The sequence below is a fragment of the Massilia cellulosiltytica genome (assembly GCF_047325105.1).
Taxonomy (GTDB): domain Bacteria; phylum Pseudomonadota; class Gammaproteobacteria; order Burkholderiales; family Burkholderiaceae_D; genus Telluria; species Telluria orientalis.
Genome location: NZ_CP168562.1, coordinates 1,587,065 through 1,609,033 on the forward strand (window position 1 = coordinate 1,587,065; position 21,969 = coordinate 1,609,033).

At 65.8% G+C, this 21,969-nt stretch carries 28 protein-coding genes; 15 read left to right on the top strand and 13 right to left on the bottom strand.

The window, feature by feature from the left end:
• Window positions 1-15 precede the first annotated feature (15 nt).
• From iscX to ACEN9H_RS07030, 5 genes are all read left to right on the top strand, one after another.
• Window positions 16-210, top strand: coding sequence for a Fe-S cluster assembly protein IscX (gene iscX / locus ACEN9H_RS07010; RefSeq protein WP_036230754.1), 195 nt, complete (start codon window positions 16-18; stop codon window positions 208-210).
• On the top strand, window positions 197-1,072 hold the full coding sequence (locus tag ACEN9H_RS07015) for a class I SAM-dependent methyltransferase (protein ID WP_056136969.1): 876 nt from the start codon (window positions 197-199) through the stop codon (window positions 1,070-1,072). Before iscX ends, ACEN9H_RS07015 begins: the two co-directional genes overlap by 14 nt.
• The gene (gene ltaE / locus ACEN9H_RS07020; RefSeq protein ID WP_056136971.1) at window positions 1,069-2,106 is read left to right on the top strand and encodes a low-specificity L-threonine aldolase; all 1,038 of its coding nucleotides are present in this window, start codon (window positions 1,069-1,071) and stop codon (window positions 2,104-2,106) included. Before ACEN9H_RS07015 ends, ltaE begins: the two co-directional genes overlap by 4 nt.
• A complete protein-coding gene (locus ACEN9H_RS07025; protein WP_056136973.1) occupies window positions 2,103-2,822 on the top strand; it encodes a S4 domain-containing protein in 720 nt (239 codons plus the stop codon). The genes ltaE and ACEN9H_RS07025 overlap by 4 nt, the downstream gene beginning before the upstream one ends.
• Before the next feature lie 68 nt (window positions 2,823-2,890).
• A complete protein-coding gene (locus ACEN9H_RS07030; RefSeq protein WP_056136975.1) occupies window positions 2,891-3,919 on the top strand; it encodes a hypothetical protein in 1,029 nt (342 codons plus the stop codon).
• Here ACEN9H_RS07030 and ACEN9H_RS07035 read toward each other — a convergent pair.
• On the bottom strand, window positions 3,847-4,584 hold the full coding sequence (locus ACEN9H_RS07035) for a 3-oxoacyl-ACP reductase family protein (RefSeq protein WP_056136977.1): 738 nt from the start codon (window positions 4,582-4,584) through the stop codon (window positions 3,847-3,849). The genes ACEN9H_RS07030 and ACEN9H_RS07035 overlap by 73 nt on opposite strands.
• Window positions 4,585-4,666: 82 nt before the next feature.
• Here ACEN9H_RS07035 and ACEN9H_RS07040 point away from each other — a divergent pair, with 82 nt between their 5' ends.
• A complete protein-coding gene (locus tag ACEN9H_RS07040; protein WP_056136979.1) occupies window positions 4,667-5,272 on the top strand; it encodes a TetR/AcrR family transcriptional regulator in 606 nt (201 codons plus the stop codon).
• Window positions 5,273-5,275: 3 nt separating this feature from the next.
• Here ACEN9H_RS07040 and ACEN9H_RS07045 read toward each other — a convergent pair whose 3' ends face one another.
• The 3 genes from ACEN9H_RS07045 to ACEN9H_RS07055 form a co-directional block, all read right to left on the bottom strand.
• A complete protein-coding gene (locus ACEN9H_RS07045) occupies window positions 5,276-5,746 on the bottom strand; it encodes a MarR family winged helix-turn-helix transcriptional regulator (protein ID WP_082577689.1) in 471 nt (156 codons plus the stop codon).
• A 61-nt stretch (window positions 5,747-5,807) separates the two neighbouring features.
• Complete coding sequence (locus tag ACEN9H_RS07050) at window positions 5,808-7,109, bottom strand: ATP-binding protein (RefSeq protein WP_413674219.1); 1,302 nt, start codon at window positions 7,107-7,109, stop codon at window positions 5,808-5,810.
• Window positions 7,106-7,849: a response regulator gene (locus tag ACEN9H_RS07055; RefSeq protein ID WP_056136984.1), complete on the bottom strand. Its 744-nt coding sequence runs from the start codon at window positions 7,847-7,849 to the stop codon at window positions 7,106-7,108. The genes ACEN9H_RS07050 and ACEN9H_RS07055 overlap by 4 nt, the downstream gene beginning before the upstream one ends.
• A 173-nt stretch (window positions 7,850-8,022) precedes the next feature.
• On the opposite strand from ACEN9H_RS07055, the gene ACEN9H_RS07060 reads away from it, so the two are divergent.
• Together ACEN9H_RS07060 and ACEN9H_RS07065 are read left to right on the top strand one after the other, a co-directional pair.
• Complete coding sequence (locus ACEN9H_RS07060; protein WP_413674220.1) at window positions 8,023-8,715, top strand: cytochrome c biogenesis CcdA family protein; 693 nt, start codon at window positions 8,023-8,025, stop codon at window positions 8,713-8,715.
• A 64-nt stretch (window positions 8,716-8,779) separates the two neighbouring features.
• Window positions 8,780-9,226, top strand: a complete 447-nt coding sequence (locus tag ACEN9H_RS07065; RefSeq protein WP_413675562.1) for a thioredoxin family protein — start codon at window positions 8,780-8,782, stop codon at window positions 9,224-9,226.
• Between the two features lie 3 nt (window positions 9,227-9,229).
• Here ACEN9H_RS07065 and ACEN9H_RS07070 read toward each other — a convergent pair whose 3' ends face one another.
• From ACEN9H_RS07070 to ACEN9H_RS07090, 5 genes are all read right to left on the bottom strand, one after another.
• On the bottom strand, window positions 9,230-9,685 hold the full coding sequence (locus tag ACEN9H_RS07070; RefSeq protein ID WP_413674221.1) for an EF-hand domain-containing protein: 456 nt from the start codon (window positions 9,683-9,685) through the stop codon (window positions 9,230-9,232).
• A 78-nt stretch (window positions 9,686-9,763) separates the two neighbouring features.
• Window positions 9,764-10,282, bottom strand: coding sequence for an RDD family protein (locus ACEN9H_RS07075; RefSeq protein WP_413674222.1), 519 nt, complete (start codon window positions 10,280-10,282; stop codon window positions 9,764-9,766).
• 29 nt (window positions 10,283-10,311) lie between these two features.
• Window positions 10,312-11,079, bottom strand: a complete 768-nt coding sequence (locus tag ACEN9H_RS07080; protein ID WP_413674223.1) for a DUF3106 domain-containing protein — start codon at window positions 11,077-11,079, stop codon at window positions 10,312-10,314.
• 3 nt (window positions 11,080-11,082) lie between these two features.
• The gene (locus tag ACEN9H_RS07085; protein WP_413674224.1) at window positions 11,083-11,511 is read right to left on the bottom strand and encodes a DUF3619 family protein; all 429 of its coding nucleotides are present in this window, start codon (window positions 11,509-11,511) and stop codon (window positions 11,083-11,085) included.
• Window positions 11,508-12,077, bottom strand: a complete 570-nt coding sequence (locus ACEN9H_RS07090; RefSeq protein ID WP_056136992.1) for an RNA polymerase sigma factor — start codon at window positions 12,075-12,077, stop codon at window positions 11,508-11,510. The genes ACEN9H_RS07085 and ACEN9H_RS07090 overlap by 4 nt, the downstream gene beginning before the upstream one ends.
• 166 nt (window positions 12,078-12,243) lie before the next feature.
• Between ACEN9H_RS07090 and ACEN9H_RS07095 the strand changes: the two genes are divergently transcribed.
• The 6 genes from ACEN9H_RS07095 to pssA all read left to right on the top strand — a co-directional run bounded on the left by ACEN9H_RS07095 (window position 12,244) and on the right by pssA (window position 18,496).
• Window positions 12,244-12,870 (top strand): glutathione S-transferase family protein, encoded by a 627-nt coding sequence (locus tag ACEN9H_RS07095; RefSeq protein WP_413674225.1) that lies wholly within the window; start codon window positions 12,244-12,246, stop codon window positions 12,868-12,870.
• Between the two features lie 372 nt (window positions 12,871-13,242).
• Window positions 13,243-14,967 carry an acetolactate synthase 3 catalytic subunit gene (locus ACEN9H_RS07100; protein ID WP_056330513.1) on the top strand — a complete coding sequence of 575 codons (1,725 nt, stop codon included), beginning with the start codon at window positions 13,243-13,245 and terminating at the stop codon, window positions 14,965-14,967.
• Window positions 14,967-15,458 (top strand): acetolactate synthase small subunit, encoded by a 492-nt coding sequence (gene ilvN / locus ACEN9H_RS07105; RefSeq protein WP_056136997.1) that lies wholly within the window; start codon window positions 14,967-14,969, stop codon window positions 15,456-15,458. Before ACEN9H_RS07100 ends, ilvN begins: the two co-directional genes overlap by 1 nt.
• Window positions 15,459-15,531: 73 nt before the next feature.
• A complete protein-coding gene (ilvC, locus tag ACEN9H_RS07110) occupies window positions 15,532-16,548 on the top strand; it encodes a ketol-acid reductoisomerase (protein ID WP_056136998.1) in 1,017 nt (338 codons plus the stop codon).
• Between the two features lie 237 nt (window positions 16,549-16,785).
• Window positions 16,786-17,550: an SIMPL domain-containing protein gene (locus ACEN9H_RS07115; protein WP_056137000.1), complete on the top strand. Its 765-nt coding sequence runs from the start codon at window positions 16,786-16,788 to the stop codon at window positions 17,548-17,550.
• Window positions 17,551-17,635: 85 nt separating this feature from the next.
• Entirely contained in the window at window positions 17,636-18,496 is an 861-nt protein-coding gene (pssA, locus tag ACEN9H_RS07120) for a CDP-diacylglycerol--serine O-phosphatidyltransferase (RefSeq protein WP_056137002.1), read from the top strand.
• 81 nt (window positions 18,497-18,577) lie between these two features.
• On the opposite strand, the gene ACEN9H_RS07125 is transcribed toward pssA, so the two are convergent.
• The 4 genes from ACEN9H_RS07125 to ACEN9H_RS07140 form a co-directional block, all read right to left on the bottom strand.
• Window positions 18,578-19,198 carry a phasin family protein gene (locus tag ACEN9H_RS07125; protein WP_413674226.1) on the bottom strand — a complete coding sequence of 207 codons (621 nt, stop codon included), beginning with the start codon at window positions 19,196-19,198 and terminating at the stop codon, window positions 18,578-18,580.
• A gap of 356 nt (window positions 19,199-19,554) precedes the next feature.
• Window positions 19,555-20,289 carry a hypothetical protein gene (locus tag ACEN9H_RS07130; protein WP_413674227.1) on the bottom strand — a complete coding sequence of 245 codons (735 nt, stop codon included), beginning with the start codon at window positions 20,287-20,289 and terminating at the stop codon, window positions 19,555-19,557.
• A gap of 64 nt (window positions 20,290-20,353) precedes the next feature.
• Window positions 20,354-20,860: a hypothetical protein gene (locus tag ACEN9H_RS07135; protein ID WP_413674228.1), complete on the bottom strand. Its 507-nt coding sequence runs from the start codon at window positions 20,858-20,860 to the stop codon at window positions 20,354-20,356.
• 14 nt (window positions 20,861-20,874) lie between these two features.
• Complete coding sequence (locus ACEN9H_RS07140) at window positions 20,875-21,378, bottom strand: hypothetical protein (RefSeq protein ID WP_413674229.1); 504 nt, start codon at window positions 21,376-21,378, stop codon at window positions 20,875-20,877.
• Between the two features lie 189 nt (window positions 21,379-21,567).
• Between ACEN9H_RS07140 and rpsO the strand changes: the two genes are divergently transcribed.
• A complete protein-coding gene (rpsO, locus tag ACEN9H_RS07145) occupies window positions 21,568-21,837 on the top strand; it encodes a 30S ribosomal protein S15 (RefSeq protein ID WP_056137414.1) in 270 nt (89 codons plus the stop codon).
• Window positions 21,838-21,969: the final 132 nt, after the last annotated feature.

Consider the following 21,969-nt stretch of genomic DNA (forward strand, 5'->3'; position numbering starts at 1 on the left):
CACGACGGGGGACACATGAAGTGGACCGATGTCACGGCCATCGCCGAGGCCTTGTACGAACAGCACCCGGACGTCGATCCGGCCACCGTGCGCTTCGTCGACCTGCATAACTGGGTCGTCGCGCTGGACGGCTTCGACGACGACCGCACGCGCGGCGGCGAACGCGTATTGGAAGCCATCCAGGCAGCATGGATCGATGAAGCCCGCTAAAAAAGAAGCCCCGACAATTTATCAACTGGCCCCGGAAATCAAGCCGGGTCAGTCGATCGAACTGCTGAAGGAACTGCACATCCTCACGCGCGACGGCAAACTGAACCAGGACAGCCGCCGCAAACTGAAGCAGGTCTACCACCTCGTCCAGTTCATCGAGCCCTTGCTGAAGGATGTCGGGGAAAGTGCGACCGTGGTCGACCACGGCGCCGGCAAGTCCTACCTCGGCTTCATCCTGTACGACCTGTTCTTCAAGGGCAGGGAGAACGGCGGCCATATCTACGGCATCGAGACGCGCGAGGAACTCGTGCAGAAGTCGACGGAACTGGCGGCACGCCTGGGCTTTCCGGGCATGTCGTTCCTGAACCTGTCCGTCGCGGAGTCCACCGAGTCCGACAAGCTGCCGGCCACGATCGACGTGGTGACGGCGCTCCACGCCTGCAACACGGCGACGGACGATGCCATCGATTTCGCGCTGAAGAAGCACGCGAAGCATATCGTGCTGGTGCCGTGCTGCCAGGCCGAAGTCGCGTCCGTGCTGCGCAAGAATAAAGGCAAGGACCTGGGCCGCAGCGCGCTGACGGAAATCTGGCGCCACCCGATCCACACGCGCGAATTCGGCAGCCAGATCACGAACGTGTTGCGCTGCCTGCAGCTGGAGGCGCACGGCTACCAGGTCACCGTGACGGAACTGGTGGGCTGGGAGCACTCGATGAAGAACGAGCTGATCGTCGCCACGTACAAGAACCTGCCGCGCCGCCGGCCGGCAGAGCGCCTGCAGCAGGTGCTGGCGGAAGTCGGCCTCGGGGAACTCTCTTCGCGTTTCTATACTGAGCCAACGACAAGCGAGCCAACGACATGAGCGACCACCACGACCGCTGGATCGACCTGCGCAGCGACACCGTCACCCAACCGTCCGCCGCGATGCGCGCCGCGATGGCCGCTGCAGCCGTCGGCGACGACGTCTACGCCGACGACCCCACCGTCAACCGTCTGCAGGACTTCGCGGCCGAACTGTTCGGCTTCGAAGCGGCCCTGTTCGCGCCGAGCGGCACGCAGACGAACCTCATCGCGCTGATGACGCATTGCGGCCGCGGCGACGAATACCTCGTCGGCCAGGAAGCGCACACTTACAAGTACGAAGGCGGCGGCGCCGCCGTGCTGGGCTCGATCCAGCCGCAGCCGATCGCCAACCAGCCGGACGGTTCGATCGCGGTCTCCGACATCGCCGCGTACATCAAGCCGGACGACATGCACTTCGCGCGCACCCGCGTGCTGGCGCTGGAAAACACGATCGGCGGCCGCGTGCTGCCGCGCGACTACCTGAAGGCGGCGACGGATTTCGCGCATGCGAAGGGCCTGGTCACGCACCTGGACGGCGCCCGTGTCTGCAACGCGGCCGTCAAGCAGGGCATCTCGCTGCGGGAGGCGGTGGCCGGTTTCGACACCGTGTCCGTGTGCCTGTCGAAGGGCCTCGGCGCGCCGGTCGGTTCCGTGCTGCTGGGCCCCAAAGCGTTCATCGAGCAGGGCAAGCGCTGGCGCAAGATGCTGGGCGGCGGCATGCGCCAGGCCGGCGTCATCGCGGCCGCGGCGCATTACGCGCTGGAGCATAACGTCGAGCGCCTCGCCGAGGACCATCAAAATGCGGCCGACCTGTCCGCCGGCCTCGCGCGCATCGAGCCGCTGAAGGTGACGACGCCGCAGACGAACATTTTCTATGTCGAGATCCCGGACGCCGCGTGCGCGCCTCTGCGCGAGGCGTTGAGCCGCCAGGGCATCCGCGCCTCGATCGGCCCTCACACGCGCCTCGTGACGCACCTGGACGTGACGGCCGCGGATGTGAAGACGACCATCGCCGCGTTCGAGGCGTTCTTCCGCGACTGGAAAGCACAATGAGTGACGAAGGAATCCGCCTCGCCAAGCGCGTGGCCGAAACGGTGCCGTGCTCGCGCGGCGAGGCCGAGCGCTATATCGCGGGCGGCTGGGTGACGGTCGATGACGTCGTCGTCGAAGACCCCGCGACGCGCGTGACCGCTGCGCAGACGGTGGCGCTGCTGCCGGGCGCCGAACCCGTCGAGCCGGCGCCGGTGACGATCGTGCTGCACAAGCCGGCCGGCATCGATGCGGCCGGGGCGCTCGCGCTGATCGCGCCCGAGACGCTGGCCGCATCGCCCAACGCACCGGGTTCGCGTTATCTGCGCCGGCATTTGTCGCGGCTGACGATAGTCACGCCGCTGGAACCGGAAGCGAGCGGCCTGCTCGTGCTGAGCCAGGACTGGCGCGTGACGCGCAAGCTGGTCGAGGACGGCGCGCGCGTCGAACAGGAATACGTGGCCGAGGTGACGGGCGCGATTCTGGAGGATGGTCTCGCGCGGTTGAACGCCAGCATGCGTGTGAAGGGCAGGGCGACCGTGCCGCTCAAGGCAAGCTGGCAAAGCGAGGCGCGGCTGCGCCTGGCCGGCAAGGACGTCCGGCCCGGGCAGGTCGAAGCGATGTGCGCCGAGGTCGGCTTGACCGTCAAGTCACTGCGCCGGCTGCGCATCGGACGCGTGGCGCTGGGCCAGCTGCCGGTTGGGCGCTGGCGGTATGTGCCCGAGACCGAACGGTTCTGATTTGCCAGAAAGGCAACCCCTCCTGTACACTGCGTCGCGCGCGCGTGCGCTACAGAGAGGATCAATGGATGAAGTTCGGTAAGCTGCTTCTGCCCGTGCTGTCGCTATGGACGGGCGTCGTCCTGGCCGCGGGCGTCGATCCGCTGACGGTCGATATCGACGCGCGCGACGCGCTGCGTTTCGCGAGTCTCATGAAGGATGGCGCCGTGCCGACGGCCGATGCGTTGCAGCGCGGCTATCTGGATGGGGCTGGGCCCGGCGTCAAGGTCTTCACGCCGGCGCCGCGGATCATCGACGCGCAGCGCCTGGCAAAGACGGTCGCCGCGCATCCCGACAGCTACCGCTACGCGATCCGCGAATGCCTGCCGCAGCTGCCGGCCCTGCGCAGCGACCTGCGCGCGATCTATCTCGCGTTTGCGGGCCTGGTGCCGGAACGCCCGCTGCCCGCCATCGACGTCGTCTTCGGCGCCCGCACGTCGGGCGGCACGGCCAGCGGCGACAGGCAGGTGATCGGCCTCGAGGTGACCTGTCCGCCCGGAACCACGCCCGAGCAGTTCCGCACCACGATGCGCGGCTTCTTTGCGCACGAGACGGTCCACACGTGGCAGGACGGCGATACCCCGGTGAAACTGGCTGATTTCCTGCTGGGCCAGGCCTTGACGGAGGGCGTCGCCGATTATCTTGCGACACTGGTCACGGGTGCGATCCCGCGTCCGGAGCGCGACGCCTGGGCGCGGCCGCAGGAAGCCTCGCTGTGGCAGGCATTTCAGCGCGACCGCGAAGCCATCCGAGGCGGCGGCGATATCAACCGGCTGGTCGCAAGCCCTCGCTTCCGGCGCTGGTTCGCGAACTGCGGTTCCGCGCCCGAGGGCTGGCCTTGCGAGGCCGGCTACTGGATCGGCATGCGCATCGCCGAAGCGTACGTGGCGCGCGCGTCCGACAAGCGCGCCGCGATCCGTGAACTCATCGAATTGCGCGATCCCGGCGCGATCCTCAAGGCCAGCGGCTACGGCATGCAAGCCGGTCAGGCCACGTATCCGCCGTCGATCGTCAACGACGCCCCGTTGACATACCCCGCCTCGCTCCCTACGAGGTAAGCCACCAGCCCCGCGATCTCGGCATCCTGCCCCATCCGCCCCAGCGGGATCTGCGCGCGCAGGTAAGCGCGCACGGATTCGTCCGCGACGATCTCCGTCTCCGTCGGCCCCGGCTGCACATTGTTCACCGTGATGCCGCGCGGCCCGAGGTCGCGCGCGAGCCCGCGCGTGAGGCCGGCCACGGCCGCCTTGCTCATCGCGTACAACGCCACGCCCGGGCTGCCCGCGCGGTCCGCCACCATGCTGCCGATGTTGACGACACGCCCGCCTTCTCCCATGTGCGGCGCGGCCGCCTGCGTGGCGACGAACAGGGCGCGCACGTTGACGGCCGCGATGCGGTCGTAATCTTCCAGCGTCGTCTCGGCGAGGTCCTTGTGGACGAGGATGCCCGCGCTGTTGACGAGGATGTCGATGCGGCCGAACTGCGTCGCCACGCCCGCAATGGCCCGCTGCAGCGCCTGCGCGTCGGCGCTGTCCGCGCGCAGGGGCAGGGCGCGGCCGCCCGCGGCGTCGATGCTGGCGGCCAGCTGCAATGCGCGGTCGTGCGCGCTGACGTAGGTGAACGCGACGGTGGCGCCGTCTGCCGCGAGGCGGCGGACGATGGCGGCGCCGATGCCGCGCGAACCGCCGGTGACGAATGCGATCTTGCCGGTGAGGGAAGTCATGGTGAGCCTTTCTTGACTGATTGGTCCAAAATGGAGAATCGATTATACTTTCATTCTGGACTGACTAGTCAAGATAAAAACGATGGCAAGAACGAAGGTATTCGACCCGGCCGCGGCGCTCGATGCGGCGGTGCGGGTGTTCTGGGAGCAGGGGTACGAGGCGACGTCCACGGACGACCTGGTGCGCGCGATGGGCATCGGCCGCCAGAGCATGTACGACACGTTCGGCGACAAGAAGCAGCTCTATCTCGCCGCGTTCACGCACTACACGGACACGGGCGGCGCGGCGCTGCAGCACCGTCTTGGGGCCGGACAGTCGCCACTGGGTGCATTGGAAGCGTTCCTGCGCGAGATCGCCGGTGCGGACGCGGCCCTGCGCGCGCGCGGCTGCCTCAGCGTCAACGCCATCGCGGAATTCGGGCAGGCCGACGCCGGCGTGCAGGCGCTCGTCGAGCGCTCGCAACGGGTCACGGAAGACATCTTCGCGCAGGTCCTCGTGCGTGCGCGCCGGGCGGGCGAACTGGCGCCCGGCCTCGATCCGGCGTCCGCGGCGCATTTCGTCCACACGGCCATCCGCGGCATGCGCATCAGCGCGAAGGCGGGCGCCGGCGCCGCGCAACTCGGCGCGACGGTGGACTTCGTCATGGCCGCATTGAAGGCGCGCGCGGCGCCCGTCGCGGAAGTCTGAGCGTCAGCCTTCCGTCCTGGCGGCCGCGTCGATCAGGTTGTCGCGCAATTGCACGATGGCCTTCTGCAGCTGCGGGAATTCTTCCGGGCCCAGGCCGGACGCGGCGACCGTCTGCTTGCCGAATCCCAGTCCCTTCTCGCGCAGCGCGCGGCCCGCGTCCGTGAGCGAGATGCGGACGTTGCGCTCGTCTTCCTTGTCGCGCTCGCGGCGCACATAGCCCATCGCTTCCAGCCGCTTGAGCATCGGCGTCACCGTGCTCGGTTCGAGGAACAGCTTTTCGCTCAAGGCCTTGACGGTCAGCTGGTCCTGCTCCCACAGCGCGATGATCGCCAGGTATTGCGGATAGGTGAGGCCCAGCGCGTCCAGCACGGGCTTGTACACGCGCGAATACGCCAGATTGGTCGAGTAGATGGCAAAGCACATGAAGTCCGCCATGCGGGCGGCTTTGGCGCGGGTGTCGTTATCGGCAGGCATGATCATCCATAAAATTATCGCGATAACGATTATCGTACTTGAAATTCCGGAATCGTGCAGGTCACGGCAGGGTCAGCCGCGCCTCCAGCCCGCCCTCCGGCCGGTTGTGCAAGGTGAGCGTCCCGCCGAGACTCCCCGCCAGCTGGCGCGCGATGGCCAGCCCGAGCCCCGTGCCGCCCGTGTCGCGGTTGCGCGATGCCTCCAGCCGGAAGAACGGTTCGAACACGGCTTCCAGCTGCCCGGCGGGGATGCCGGGACCGTTGTCCAGCACGCGGATGAGCACTGCGCCCTGGCGGTCGCGCCCGGCGACGATGTCGGCCCCGCCACCGTAGCGCAACGCATTGTCGACGAGGTTGCCGACGATCCGCCGCAGCGCTTTCGGGCGCGTGTGCACCGGTGCGCCGATGCGGCCGTCGAGGTTCACGGCGCTGCCCGCGTCGCGGTAGTCCAGCACGAGGCTGTCGAGCTGGGCGTCGAGGTCGATGGCGCGCGCCGGCTCGCGTTCGCCGTGCATCGCGCGCGCGTAGCCGATGCCGTCCTTGACCAGGCCTTGCAGCTCTTCCAGGTCGGCGCGCAGGCGCGGCTGCTGGGCTTCGTCGTCCATCATGTCCACGCGCAGGCGCATGCGGGTGATCGGCGTTTGCAGGTCGTGCGAGATGGCGGCCAGGATGCGCACGCGCTCGTCGACGTACGCGGCGATGCGCTTCTGCATGGCGTTGAACGCGCGCGCCGAGCGCAGCACTTCGGACGGGCCGCGTTCCGGCAGCTCGACGGGGCGCAGGTCCGGCCCGAGCGCATCGGCTGCCTCGGCCAGCACGCGCAGCGGACGCACGGCCTGGCGCACCGCGAACCAGCAGCACGCGGCGAGGATCGCCAGCTGCGCCGCGAGCATGTACGGCAGCCATGGCGATAGCGGCACGCCGCGCATCGGCTGCACGTCGATGGTCAAGGGAGAGCCGTCCGTCAGGCGCAGGTGGACCTGCATGCGGCCCTCGTTGCCGAGGCCGTTCACGGACAGCGGATAGCTGCGGCCGATGCCTTGTTCGATCGAGTGCGCGATCTGCGCCGACAGCTTCTCGTCCGGCATCGCGCCTATCGTCTCGCCCGGCCCGAGGATGAAGCGGTAGCTGCGCCGCGCGAGCCGTGGCAGCCAGGCCGGGCGCTCGGCCGCCGGCAGCAGGTCGAGCAGGGCGACCGAGCTCGCGACCTCGCGTTCCACATATCCCATCATCAGGTTCGTCGTCGCCTGGTCGCGTTCCGTGAACGTGAGCGCGACGGACAGGCCCTGCGCCGCTGCGAGGCCCGCGAACAGGATCAATGCGAGGCGCGCATACAGGCTGCGCGGCCACCAGTTGCTGTTCATGTCGACCGGCCTTCCAGGATCGTCACCTCGGCCGAGAACACATAGCCCTCGTTGCGCAGGGTCTTGATGTAGCGGGGTTCGCGCGCGCCGTCGCCCAAGCGCTGGCGCAGGCGGCTCACGAGCAGGTCGATCGAGCGGTCGAAGAATTCCGCGTCGTTGCCGTGCGTGAGGCCCATCAGCTGGTCGCGCGACAGCACGCGCTGCGGGTGGTCGAGGAACACGCGCAGCAGGCGATACTCGGCGCCGCTCATCGCGACCTCGACGCCGTTGTCGTCGAGCAGGTGGCGGCCGACCGTGTCGAGGCGCCAGTCGCCGAACGCGATCAGTTTGGCGGCCTCCGTCACCTGCAAATTCGGCGGCAGCATGCGCGTGCGGCGCAGGACGGCGCGAATGCGGGCCAGCAGTTCGCGCACGGCGAACGGCTTCGGCACGTAGTCGTCGGCGCCGAGTTCCAGGCCGACGACGCGGTCCGTCTCGTCGTCGCGCGCCGTCAGCATCACGATCGGGATCGCGCGGTGCTTCCCCGCGCGCAGTTCGCGGCACAAGGTGAGGCCGTCCTCGCCGGGCATCATGATGTCGAGCAGGACCAGGTCGGGCGTCGCGTGCATCAGCGCGTTTCTCATCTCGCGGCCGTTGGCAGCCAGGGTGACGCGCAGGCCCTGCTTTTCCAGATAGGCTCCGACCAGTTCGCGGATGCCGCGGTCATCGTCGACGACCAGGACGTGATCGGACTCGTTCATGGGTTCTCCTTCGTTGGTTGCAGGGCTACTGTAGCGCGACGTCGCGGCGTCATTATGTCCGAATGTGTCGGGGGCTGGACAGGACACATGGCCTGACAAAAATGGGAGGTTGCGGACACATCGCGTACACACCGCGGGCGTCCAATGGAGTCTCACACAACAAGGAGGCTCTCATGACCAACCCGATCGAATCCCCGCTGGCCCTGCTGGCCGGCCTGGCCACGGTGGCGTCGCCGTGCGTGCTGCCCGTGCTGCCGTTTTTACTCGGCGCGACCGTGGAACAGTCGAGCCGCCGCCGTCCGCTCTTGATCGTCGCCGGCTTCGTGCTGTCGTTTTCCGCGTTCGCGTTGGCGCTGGGCGCCGTGTCGAGCGCGGCGCAGCTGGCGCAGGAGACGCTGCGGAATATCGCGATCCTGCTGCTGGGCGTATCGGGCCTGTTGCGGATCTGGTCGCGGCCGTGGGACCTCCTCGTCGACACCGTCCGCCCGCTGTGGGCGACGCTGCGCGGCACCGATGCGGTGCCGCGGCAGAGCGGCGCGTTCGTGCTGGGCCTGTCATTGGGCGCCGTGTGGACGCCGTGCGCGGGGCCCGTCCTCGCCTCGATCCTCGCCCTCGTCGTGCGGGCGCACGATCCCGGTAGAGCCGTGCAGCTCGTCGGCCTGTATGCGCTCGGTGCCGCGCTGCCGATGCTGGCGCTGATCCACGGTGGCCAGGCCATCGTCCAGCGGGTGCGCGGCGTGGCCCGTCATGCGGTGGCCCTGCAGCGCGCGTTCGGCGTCCTCGTGCTGGCCAGCGCGGCCGCGATCTGGTTCCAGGTCGACACGCAGATCGCCGCGCATATCCCGTCCATCTTCCCAACCCTGTAAGGAGTTCACCATGAAAATCCGTTCCCTCATCACCGCCGCCGCCTTCGTCGCCACCGGCGCAAGCATGAGTGCAAGCGCCGCACCCGCACCGGAATTCGCGGGCATCGACAACTGGATCAACAGCGCGCCTTTGAGCATGCAGCAGCTGCGCGGCAAGGTGGTGCTCGTGGACTTCTGGACCTACGACTGCATCAACTGCCAGCATGTGCTGCCGTACGTGAAAGGCTGGCACCAGAAGTACAAGGACCAGGGACTGGTCGTCGTCGGCGTGCACACGCCGGAATACGGCTTCGAGCGCAACCTGAACAACCTCAAGACGGCCGTGCAGCGCAACGGCATCACGTTCCCGGTCGCGCAGGACAACCGGTATGCCACCTGGAGCGCGTACAACAACCAGTTCTGGCCGGCGTTCTACCTCGTCGACAAGAAGGGCGAAGTCGTTTACACGCACTTCGGCGAAGGGGATTATGCGCAGACCGAGGCGACGATCCGCAAGCTGCTGGCGCAGTAAGCGTCAGTAGGGGATATTGCCGGGGAAGGAGGCGGCGAGCCAGCGCAGCGTGGCATGCGGATCGGCGACGCCGCCGGCCGCATCCAGCACCTGGCCACGCGGCTGGACGGCCCCCTGGCCGGCCCGGAGTTCGTCGAGGATGCGGCGGAGCAGGGCGTCACGCTCGTTGCCGAACGGGTCGGCGACCGTCTTCGCGAACTCGGCCGTGCCGACCTTGCCGTCGCCGTCCGCATCCAGCGCGTGCCAGCGGGCGTCCGTATCGCTGCCGCCGGCGCCGGCGATCTGCGCCGCGTACTCTGCCCGCGAGATCTGACCATCGCCGTCCGCGTCGACGGCGGCCGCGATCGCGCCGCGGTACATGTCGAGGAATTTTGCGGGCGTGACGCTGGGACTGGCAGGATTGGCCGCGGACTCGGCGGCCGGGACGGAGGACGTGCGGTGCGTGGAGATCGTGGTCATGGGTATCCCTTGCGATTGGATCGGGCACCCATTCTCGCCCCGGCGTCTAGTAATTTCTGTCAGAAAATTGTATTGCCGTCATTCAAGCGCTTCCGTGGCGGCCGGCGCCGGGGTGCGCACGGCCTTCGGCAACTGCACGAGGCGCGTGCCGGCCAGGCGGTCGTGCAGGAACTGGCGGTCGCGGTCGAGGAAGGCCGTGAGACCCCACGCCAGCACGCCCACGGCGACGGCCGCGCCGATCTGGGCCTTGTCCTTCAGGCCCAGTGCCGTGCAGGCGAGGAGGGCGGGCAGGAACCAGCCCCAGGCCAGCAGGTAGCGCACGATGGCCATGCGCAGCGGCAGGCGCGCGCCGCCGGTCGTGACGACCTGCATGCGCCACGTCTTCATCGCGAGGGTGTGGCCGCTGTTGGTCCAGCCCCAGGTGAAATACGCGCCGGTGACGACGAACAGCCAGACCTTCATCGCGTACTGGAACACGGGCGCGTGATTGTTGCGCGTGACGATGAGGAACAGCGCGACCGCCAGCATCTCCACCGCCAGCAACAGGAAGGTCTCGTAGACCATCGCGGTGAGGCGGCGCTTTATGGTCGGAGTCATGCTGGGGGTGTCGTGCATGGTGATCCTGTCTAGGCGTTGTTCGGCGTGATGCCCCAGTTGGCCGGGACCTGCTTTTCCGGCTCCGGTGCGGGCTGGGGATTGGCGGGCGGCTGCGCCGGTGCGGGCTGCACGGGCGCCGGGGGCGGCGGCGGCGTCACGCACGGCGGGGCGGCCGAGACGGTGTTCTTGATCATGCCGGCCGGGCACGACGTCGCGCCCTGGCCCAGCGGTGCGACGACCTTGCCGTTGGCCTGGGACGGCACGACGCGGGGCGTCTTGCGGGCCGTGGCCGAGGCGGCCAGTTTCTTCTTCTGGTCTTCCGGCAGTTGCAGGTAGCTTTCCCACGTAGCGTTCTTTTGCTCGGGGGCGATCTTGCGGGTGCGCGTATAGGTTTCGCGCGCCAGTTCGCGCTGCTCGGGCGTCAGCTTGGCCCATGCGCGCATGCGTTCGTGCACGCGCTGCTGCTCTTCCGGCTTCAGCGTGGCGAAGCGGTTCGCGAGCTGCAGCCATTTCTGCTTGCGCACGCCATCCATCTGGTCCCATTCGGCCTGCAGCGGCTGCAGGGCCACCTGCTGGGCCGGCGTCAGGCTGCGCCACGGGGACTTGTCGCCGCCCTTGTGGCTGCCGGTGGCCGGTTTGACGGGCTGCGTCGAGGCGGTGGTGGCGTCGGCCGCATCGCGCGCGGTCGGGCCTGATGCGGGAAGGAAGCCGCCTTGCTGGTGGAGGGTCAGTGCGACCGCGCCAACGAGCACGACGGCGGCGGCGGCGCCGGCAACCTTGAGCTTGTTAGCCGTCATCCTTTACTGGGCTCGCTGCGGCTGTTGTTGTGCTTGCTGCTGTTGCGCCAGGTAAGCGTTGAAGCCGTGGTCGGTGTAGGCGGTCAGGGGCAGGTCGTCGGACAGCACGGCCGCATCCAGCTCGGCCAGCTCGGCCGCACGCTGCTCGCGTTCGTACTGGTACACGCCGACCATGCCGGCCGCCATCAGCAGCAGCGGCGCGACGACTGCGGCACGCGCCACCCACTGCATCGAGAACAGCGCGCCCAGGTCGAACGACGCACGCTGCTGGTTGGCGCGTACCGGCGCAGCGGTAGCATGCGCTTTTTTTCGTGCGAGCGCGGCCGCGCGTGCGGCGGCCAGGCGGTCGGTCGTCGAGGCCGGCAGGTTGTCGAGGTTCTCGTTCAGGGCATGGCGAATCTTGTACGCCAGGTTGATGTCGTCGGTGTTCATAATTTAATTCCCTTGGCCTCCAGGGCTTTTTGCAGGGAATGCGTAGCGCGAGAGCAATGCGTCTTTACACTGCCCTCGGAGCATCCCATCGCTTGGGCCGTCTCGGCCACATCCATGTCCTGCCAGTAACGCATGAGGAACGCTTCCCGTTGACGCGCCGGGAGCTTTTGTATCTCTTCCTCGATCAGGCGCAGGGTTTCCGCACGTTCGACCTGATCCGCGCTCGACTCCGCGGCGGACGTTCCTTCTTCGGCCTCGTAAGATGCCAGTATATCAAAATCCTCGTCGTCGTCGTCGCGGCGGCCGAGGCCTCCGAAGAGGCTGATCCAGGTATTCCTGACCTTTTCGCGGCGGAAGTAATCGAGGATGGTGTTCTGCAGGATGCGCTGGAAAAGCATCGGCAATTCGGCCAGGGGCTTGTCGCCGTATTTCTCCGCGAGCTTGATCATGGCGTCCTGAACGATGTCGAGCGCTGCCTCGTCCTTGCGGACCGCGTACGCCGCCTGCTTGAAGGCGCGCCGCTCGACACTCTCGAGGAAGTCGTTGAGTTCTTTATCAGTGGCCATGCGATAAGTGGTGGGCGCCACCGGTACGTTGCCTGTGGCTTTTCGGAAAACTTTCGAATGCTAGCAAAATTTACGGATGACCGCACCCGAAACCGGCAGGGTCGCGTGTGCGGTCTTCCCTTATTGACTCTAGAATGGTCGGATTAACATTGTTCAGGAGATAGACGTGATGCGCATCCTCGGCAAGGCAAGCTCGATCAACGTCCGCAAGGTCTTGTGGACTGCCAGCGAACTCGGCATCGCGTTCGAACGTGAAGACTGGGGCAGCGGCTTCCGCTCCACGCAGGAACCGGAATTCCTCGCGCTGAATCCGAACGCGATGGTGCCGGTGCTGGTCGATGGCGACGTCGTGCTGTGGGAGTCGAACACGATCAGCCGCTACCTGGCCGCACGCTACGGCGACGGACGCCTGCTGCCCGCCGATGCGCTGGCCCGCGCGAAGGTCGAGCAGTGGATGGACTGGCAGGCGACGGAATTGAACAATGCGTGGCGCTACGCGTTCATGGGCCTGCTGCGCAACAGTCCGGCGCACCAGGATCCGGTCCAGATCGCCGCGAGCATCGCCGCCTGGAATCGCCAGATGGGCCTGCTCGAGCGGCACCTGGAAACGGCAGGCGACTACGTGGCGGGCGGGGCGTTTTCGCTGGCCGACATCGTGCTCGGCCTGTCCGCGCACCGCTGGCGCAAGACGCCGATGGACGAGCGTCCCGGCTATCCTGCCATCGCGGCCTGGATGGCGCGGCTGGAGGTGCGACCCGCGGCCCGCGCGTGGCTGCCGGACGATATTGTGTGAAAGCGCGCTTGAAAAAATAATTATTTATCTTGACCAGAATGGTGCAACGCAGTAAGGTATGGAACGCTTTGCACCCCCGAAGCTTATTGTCAAGCCAGCTTGTCACACAAGGTCAACCTGGGCATGACGCGCTTTCACAATGTAGGCAGTTTGCTCCAACCCGTGCCACAAGCGCGAGAGATTCGCATTCCGCTACAGTAACTCAAGCTGAACGAGTTGCGTCCAGCGCCGGTTCGTAAGGATCCTACGGCATCCTGAAAGATCGACGTGACCGCAGAGAGAAGGGAAGCATGAGCACTGTTGCGTGACACGTATCTCGTCAGGGACGAGCATCCGATCAATCTCCCTATGGGTTTTGAAAGGAAACGTATCATGAGTAACGACGCAGCAGCTCCCATCACGGGCGCTGAGATCGTAGTCCGTTGCCTGGCGGAAGAGGGCGTGAAGCACGTCTTCGGTTACCCCGGCGGTGCGGTTCTCTACATCTACGACGCCATCTTCAAGCAGGACAAATTCCAGCACATCCTGGTACGCCACGAGCAGGCAGCCGTGCACGCGGCCGACGCGTATTCGCGCAGCTCGAATGAAGTGGGCGTATGCCTGGTCACGTCCGGTCCGGGCGTCACCAATGCCGTCACCGGCCTCTCCACCGCATACATGGATTCGATTCCGATGGTCGTGATTTCCGGCCAGGTTCCGACCAATGCGATCGGCCAGGACGCATTCCAGGAATGCGACACCGTGGGCATCACGCGCCCGGTGGTGAAACACAATTTCCTCGTCAAGGACGTCAAAGACCTTGCCGATACCATCAAGAAGGCCTTCTATATCGCACGCACCGGCCGTCCGGGCCCGGTCCTCGTCGATATCCCGAAGGACGTGAGCATGCAGAAGGCGACGTACTCGTACCCGAAAGAGGTCGAGATGCGTTCCTACCGCCCCGTCGACAAGGGCCACGCCGGCCAGATCCGCAAGGCAGTGCAGCTGCTGCTGGCGGCCGAGCGTCCGATGATCTACACGGGCGGCGGCGTCATCCTCGCCAATGCATCGAACGAACTGAACAAGCTGGTCGACAAGCTCGGCTTCCCGGTCACGAACACGCTGATGGGCCTGGGCGCCTACCGCGCCACCGACAAGAAATTCGTCGGCATGCCGGGCATGCACGGCACCTACGAAGCGAACATGGCGATGCAGCACTGCGACGTCCTGATCGCCATCGGCGCCCGTTTCGACGACCGCGTGATCGGCAACCCGAAGCACTTCGCGTCGAACCCGCGCAAGATCATCCACATCGACATCGACCCGTCGTCGATCTCGAAGCGCGTGAAGGTGGACATCCCCATCGTCGGCAACGTCAAGGACGTGCTGGTCGAACTGCTGTCGCAGCTCGATGCCGCCGAGCAGCGTCCGAACCCGGCCGTGCAGAAGTGGTGGCAGCAGATCGAGGACTGGCGCGGCCGCGAGTGCCTGCGCTATGCGACCTCGGATGAGCTGATCAAGCCGCAGTCCGTCGTCGAGAAAGTCTGGGAAGTCACCGGCGGCGACGCGTTCATCACGTCGGACGTGGGCCAGCACCAGATGTGGGCCGCGCAATACTACCCGTTCGACAAGCCGCGCCGCTGGATCAATTCCGGTGGCCTGGGCACGATGGGCGTGGGCCTGCCGTACGCGATGGGCGTGCAGATGGCGAATCCGGGCGCGACCGTGGCCTGCATCACGGGCGAGGGTTCGATCCAGATGAACATCCAGGAACTCGCGACCTGCAAGCAGTATCACCTGACGCCGAAGATCATCCTCCTGAACAACCGCTTCCTGGGCATGGTGCGCCAGTGGCAGGAACTCGACTACGGTTCGCGTTACTCCGAGTCGTACATGGATTCCCTGCCGGACTTCGAGAAGCTGGCCGAAGCGTATGGCCACGTCGGCATGCGCATCGAGAAGCCGGGCGACGTCGACGGCGCGCTGCGCGAAGCGTTCGCCATGAAGGACCGCCTGGTGTTCATGAACTTCATTACCGACCGTAGCGAAAACGTCTGGCCGATGGTCAAGACGGGCAAAGGCTTGTCGGAAATGCTGCTCGGATCGGAGGACCTGTAATGCGACACATCATCTCCGTCCTGCTGGAAAACGAAGCCGGCGCGCTGTCGCGCGTGGTGGGCCTGTTCTCGGCACGCGGCTACAACATCGAGACGCTGACCGTGGCGCCGACCGAAGACGCTACCCTGTCGCGCATGACCATCGTGACGACGGGTTCGGACGACATCATCGAGCAGATCACCAAGCACCTGAACCGCCTCATCGAGGTGGTGAAGGTGGTCGACCTGACCGAAGGCCAGCACATCGAGCGCGAGCTCATGCTGATCAAGGTGAGGGCAGTCGGCAAGGAACGCGAAGAAATGAAGCGCACCGCCGACATCTTCCGCGGCCGCATCATCGACGTGACGGAAAAAACGTACACGATCGAACTGACGGGCGCGAAGACGAAGCTGGACGCCTTCATCGACGCCATCGACCGCGCCTCGATCCTCGAAACCGTCCGCACGGGCGGGTCCGGCATCGGCCGCGGCGAGCGCATCCTCAAGGTTTGACGCTGGCGATTCATTCGGTGGACCCTGCGTCCACCAAACAAAATAACGACACACGAAAAGTACAGGATTAAAAATGAAAGTTTTCTACGACAAAGACTGCGACCTCTCCCTCATCAAAGGCAAGAATGTCGCCATCATCGGCTACGGCTCGCAAGGCCACGCACACGCCCAGAACCTGACGGAATCGGGCGTCAACGTCACCGTCGGCCTGCGCCGCGGCGGCGCGTCGTGGGGCAAGGTCGAACAGGCCGGCATCAAGGTCGCTGAAGTCAACGAGGCAGTGAAAGCCGCCGACGTCGTCATGATCCTGCTGCCGGACGAGAACATCGCCGACGTGTACAAGAACAACGTCGAACCGAACATCAAGCAGGGCGCCGTGCTGGCGTTCGCGCACGGCTTCAACGTGCACTACGGCCAGGTCGTGCCGCGCGCCGACCTCGACGTCATCATGGTCGCACCGAAGGCCCCGGGCCACACCGTGCGCGGCACCTACCGCCAGGGTGGCGGCGTGCCGCACCTGGTCGCCGTCTACCAGGACAAGTCCGGCGCAGCCCGCGACATCGCCCTGTCGTACGCCATGGCCAACGGCGGCGGCAAGGCCGGCATCATCGAAACCAACTTCCGTGAAGAAACCGAAACCGACCTGTTCGGCGAGCAGGCCGTGCTGTGCGGCGGCGCCGTCGAGCTGATCAAGGCCGGCTTCGAGACGCTGGTGGAAGCCGGCTATGCTCCGGAAATGGCTTACTTCGAGTGCCTGCACGAGCTGAAGCTGATCGTCGACCTGATCTACGAAGGCGGCATCGCCAACATGAACTACTCGATCTCGAACAACGCGGAATACGGCGAATACGTCACCGGCCCGCGCGTCGTGACCGAAGACACCAAGAACGCGATGCGCGCCGTGCTGAAGGACATCCAGACTGGCGAATACGCCAAGTCGTTCATCCTGGAAAACAAGGCCGGCGCCCCGACCCTGATCTCGCGTCGTCGCCTGAACGCCGAGCACCAGATCGAGACGGTCGGCGCACAGCTGCGCGCGATGATGCCGTGGATCGCCAAGAACAAGCTGGTCGACCAGTCGAAGAACTGATCGTCTAGTTAGCTGTCGTACCGTCGCCCCTGCGCAGGCAGGGGCCCAAGTTCAGCGTTTCGACAACGCTAAATTGGGCCCCCGCCTCCGCGGGGGCGACGCTTTTGGGCCGCAGGCCAAGTGCATTCGATTGCAACGATTTGCAACTTTCCATTACATAAACTCGACTTTTACGCCAAACCGGTTATCGTTCTCCTGCCGCGGCAACAGCCGCGCATGCAATCAAGGAGAACAACAATGTCCATCAAAAAACTCGTCCTGTTGACCGCGCTGGCGTCCGCGTTGTCCGCGCAAGCCCAGTCCGCGCCCGCCACGAGCGGCACCCTGGTCATCGTGCCCGCGTTCGGTGAAGTGAAACATGCCAACGACGAGGCGACCGTCACCTTCGCCGTCGAGGAGCAGGACAAGGATCGCGCGGCAGCCACCGCCCGCGCCAACCAGAAGATGAAGCAGGGCACCGAGATCGTGCGCCGCGAAGATCCGCAGGCGGAACTGAAAACGGTCGGCTATTACACCTATCCCGTCTATCCGGAAGTGCCGGACGGCCCGCGTCCGCTGGCGAACCCTGCCGCGCGCCGCGTCCCGATCGGCTGGCGCGTCGGGCAATATCTTGAAGTGAAAACGCGCAACCTGCAGGCGCTGCCGAAGACGGCCGCCGCCGCGCAGAAAGTCGTCAACCTGAACGGCATCGATTACCACCTGAGCCCGGAGCTGCAGAAACGCCTGGACGACGAGCGCATTGCCGCCACCTACCGCAACCTGAACGAGCGCATCGCTTCCATCGCGCGCGCGATGGGCCGCAACGTGAACGACGCCGTCATCGACACGGTCGATTTCGAAGGCAGCGGCAATTACGCGGGCGGCCAGGCCGAGGCCGCGGCACCGCAGATGATGCGCATGTCGGCCAAGCGCGCCGACATGGCCGAGATGCCGGAACCCAGCTTCGAGCCGGGCGAGACGACCTTGCAGATGCGCCTGGTCGGCAAGGTGAAATTCCGCTGAAGGTAGCCGTTCGCTAACACGGGAGGCGGACCTTATAATGGCGGGGTCCGCGCCTCCTCGGTGCATTGTTGAGAAAAAGAAACCTATGCCGACACTACCCCGACGCCGCAAACCCGGCGCCATCAAGGCGCCCCGCTTCGCCCGCTTCAGCCGCGTCCGCAAGACGGACGCCGCCGCGTCGCGCCCGCGCCGGGGCATCTACCTGCTGCCGAACGCCTTCACGACGGCAGCGCTGTTCGGCGGCTTCTACGCGATCGTGATGGCGATGAACCAGCGCTTCGACCACGCCTGCTGGGCCGTGTTCATCGCGATGGTGCTGGACAGCCTGGACGGCCGCGTCGCCCGCCTGACGAACACGCAATCGGAGTTCGGCGCGCAGTACGACAGCCTGTCCGACATGGTCTCGTTCGGCGCCGCGCCGGCCCTCGTCATCTACGAATGGTCGCTGCGCGGCCTGGGCAAGCTGGGCTGGATCGCCGCGTTCGTCTACTGCGCCGGCGCCGCGCTGCGCCTGGCCCGCTTCAACACGAATATCGAGGTCGTCGACAAGCGCTTTTTCCAGGGCTTGCCGAGCCCGGCCGCTGCTGCGCTGGTCGTCGGCTTCGTGATGATGATGACGGACCCGGATATCAACGTCAGCGCGCGCAAGGTCGACTGGATCTCGTGGGGCATCACGCTGTTCGCGGGCCTGACGATGGTGACCAATGTCCCGTTCTACAGCTTCAAGGACGTCAATTTCCGCAAGTCGGTGCCGTTCATCGTCGTGTTCCTGATCGCGCTCGCGCTGGCGCTGCTGGCGATCGATCCGCCCAAGGTGCTGTGGCCGCTGTTCGTCCTGTATGGCCTGTCGGGCTATGCCGTGTATCTGTACCGGCTCGCGAAGGGCAAGCCCGTCAGCATCGTCCAGACGGACGAAGAGGCGCTGGATCCGAGCGAGCGGCGCTGAGGCCGCCCCACGAAAAAACGCCCCGGAGGGCGTCATGCGAAGCGGGACCGTGCGCGGTCCCGTTGTCATTTCTATCGGGCGTCAGCTTGCCTTGCCAGTCGACTTGCCATGTTGCTGGCCCTGCTGGCTGCCCTGGACGTTGCCCTGGATCGTGCCGTCACGCGCATCGGCTTCGACGCGGACACCGGCCTCCGCGCCGTTGCCGCCGCTTTGCAGGTTGCCGCGGTGGGCACTGCCATTCCCGCCACCCTGCTGGAACAGATCGCGGAAGTTCTTCAGCGTGTCCTGCTGGGTGCGCAGGCTGTTCTGCGTTTCTTCGGAGGCTGCGCGAGACACCTCGTCGGCCAGGGATTTGGCCGTGCGCGACGTCTGGGGCACGTGCTGCTCGGCGACACGGGCCAGTTCGACCTGGGAGTCCGCCACGACGCGCGAGAGATGCTGCTGGTAGGCGCGAATCTTTTCCGCCGCCGGTTGGGCGCGCGATGCGGCGGCCGAGATGGCCTCGGTCGGATGCGTTGTGGTCATCAGTTGTTGACTGGCGATATTCGTTTCTTCCAGCAAGGTCTGGCCCAGCTGGATGTTGGCTTCGACGATGTTCTGGATCGAACGCGACCACGATTTCGACATGTCGTTGAGAAACGCAACCTGGGCATCCAGGTGCGAACGAACTGCGGGCGTAACGGATTGCGAGAATAGGAACATGTATGACCTCATGAAAGTGTATCCGGTCTGAAAATTGCGACGCTGTGGCACAAAGATGCCAGAAATCAATTGATAGCTAGATTTTGCATCGCACAATCGCACTGCTCAGCACATATGCGTTCTAGCGCGAGTTCGTTAGACTAGACGCTTTTCATGACTTTTCAATGTCGGTTTCAACCGTGCGCACGACGTTTTTGTCCTGAATAATAAACTTCCGTCGTTTTCGGTCAATATATTTTTCGCCTCATATTCGCCGGGAAATTTATGAGGAATTGCTGCATTGCAGCAGGTCTGTCATGGAAGTATGGAACGGGTCGGCGGCGTGTGGCGCCATGCCTGGAGCGAGCGTCCGGGTGTCAATCCCGGGCCGTGCGCCATTCCTGCGAGCTGGCCGTCGATTCGTGCTCCGGGCAATTGGTCTGACGCCACTTGCCGTGCTTCTCGATCATGTCGATGCTCGTCGTCGGCGCGCGCTCCGTCATGCAATAGGTGCCACCGCCCGAGATCACGCGCTCGCGGCGCGCGCCGTCGCCCGTGTTGTTGACGAGTTCCGCCACCTTCGGCGCCTGGTACCACGCGTTCGGCGCCATGTCGGCCGCGGCCTGGATGCCCCTGCGCAGGCGGATCTGCGGGCTGTCCGGCGGGGCGACGATATACGGATTGTTTTCCTTGCGCAGCGCGCGGTCGATGGCGCCGACGTCGCGCCGGGCGCGTTCCAGCATGGCGGCGCCGGCGGAGGGCGGCGGCGGTGCCGCGGGCGTGCTCGCGGCGGCGGGCGTGTCGGCCGCGGGCGGCGCCACGGCGGGTGCGGCCGGCACGGTCACGCGGGGCAGGGTGATTGCGCCTGCGCGCGGCGCTGCCTGCGGGCGCGCGGGCGCCTGTTCCTCTTGTTCGCGCCGCGGCCGGGGCGCGGCGGGCGCCGGCAGCCGAATCCACTGGATCGTCGAGCGCGGCGGATCGGGCGCGACGGTGGGCGGACGGCGCGTCATCTGCCAGCCCAGGACCAGGACGGCATGCACGACGAGAGTGACCGCGATGCCGACGTGGCGGCGGTCGCGCGGCGGGAGCAGGGCAGGTGCGGTGGTGATCATGTCGGCCCAGTATAGCCAGCGCCGATCGCCACATCCTCACACATTGTTGCGCTGCCGGCGTGGATCAGCGGCGGCGGAAACGGTCGTCGTACAGCGGGTCGGGCCCGTTGAGCATCTGGCGCACGACGCCCTGCGCATCGAAGTGCACGTTCATCATCGAGTTCCACACGCCCGCTTCCTTGTAGCGGTACGACCAGACTTCGTAGTCGTGCGCGTACACCCGCGACACCTCGGCCGGGCGGCCGAAATTGCGCAGGATGTCGTCCTTGGTCCACCGGTCGACCTTGACCTTGCCGAAGTTCTCGCTCGTGAGCACCTGGTCGTACGAGACGAGGCGGCCGTCCGGGCCGATGCGCGCCATGTACTGGAACTGGCCCATCGGCTGGCCACGGTATTCGAGCACCTGGCCGCCGGCGGGGTCCGGATAGACGGCGTTCGGCTGCCCGAGCTGCGCAGTGACGGCGGCCAGCGGCGCCCCGACGGGCGGCGGCTGGCGCAAGATCGTCGTGCAGCCTGACAGGACCAGCGCCAGGGCGGTTACGCGCAGGGTCGAACGGAGCGGGTTCATCATCGCAATCTCCTGGGTTACAGGCCCTTCGAACGGTCGTCGAGCAGTGGATCCGGCGTGTCGTCCGTGCGCCGTACTTCACCGCGGACGTTGAAATAGATGTTCCTGTACGAGTTCCAGACACCGTCCTGCTTGTAGCGGTAGGACCAGACTTCGTCGCCCGTCGCGCGGTCGCGCGAGACTTCGGCGGGGCGGCCGAAGCGGCGCAGCACGTCGTCCTTCGTCCAGCGCGCCGGCTGCACCTTGGCGAAATTCTCGCTGGTGAGCGCCTGCTCGTACGCCACGAGGCGGCCGTCGGCGCCGATGTGTGCCATGTGGTTGTACTGGCCCATCGGCTGGCCGCGGTATTCCAGCACCTGGCCGCCGGCGGGATCGGGGTAAACGGCGTCCGGCTTGCCCAGTTTCGCGGTCACGTCGGCCAGCGGCGTGCCGGCCGGCGGTGTGCGGCTGAAGGTCGAGCAGGCGGACAGGGACAGGGCGATGCCCAGGGCGGCGGCGGTGCGGATGAGAGTGTTTTTCATGTATGTACGGTTCAGCGGGCATGCCATTGTGGCATCGCCAACCTGCCGATTTTAACGGAAGCGGCGGAAAAACTGGCCTCGCCCGCGCTTTTCCCATATACTTCCCGGTCTTGGCCTTCGGGCCAGGTTTTTTATCAATTCACGGTGCGCTGGGTTCCGACTCTTGCACCGCATGTGAAAGGCAACATCATGACCGTAGAAAACATCAACAAGGCCGCGATCATCGCGGACAACGCACGCGGCGACAAAGACACCGGTTCGCCGGAAGTCCAGGTTGCACTGCTGACCGCCCGCATCAACGAACTGAACGGCCACTTCAAGGAACACCAGAAGGATCACCACTCCCGTCGTGGCCTGATCATGATGGTCAACCGTCGTAAGAGCCTGCTGGCTTACCTGAAGGCCAAGGATCTGAACCGTTACCGCGACCTGATCGCCAAACTCGGCCTGCGTAAGTAATCAGCAGTTCCCGAGCATTGCGCCAGACGGCCCAAGCTTCGAAATGCCTGCGTCAGTTTCACTGTCGCGGGCATTTTTCGTTTTGGCCGTCGTTGAGTTTTTCTTTGAAGTAAGTCGGGGTCAGAGCACAAC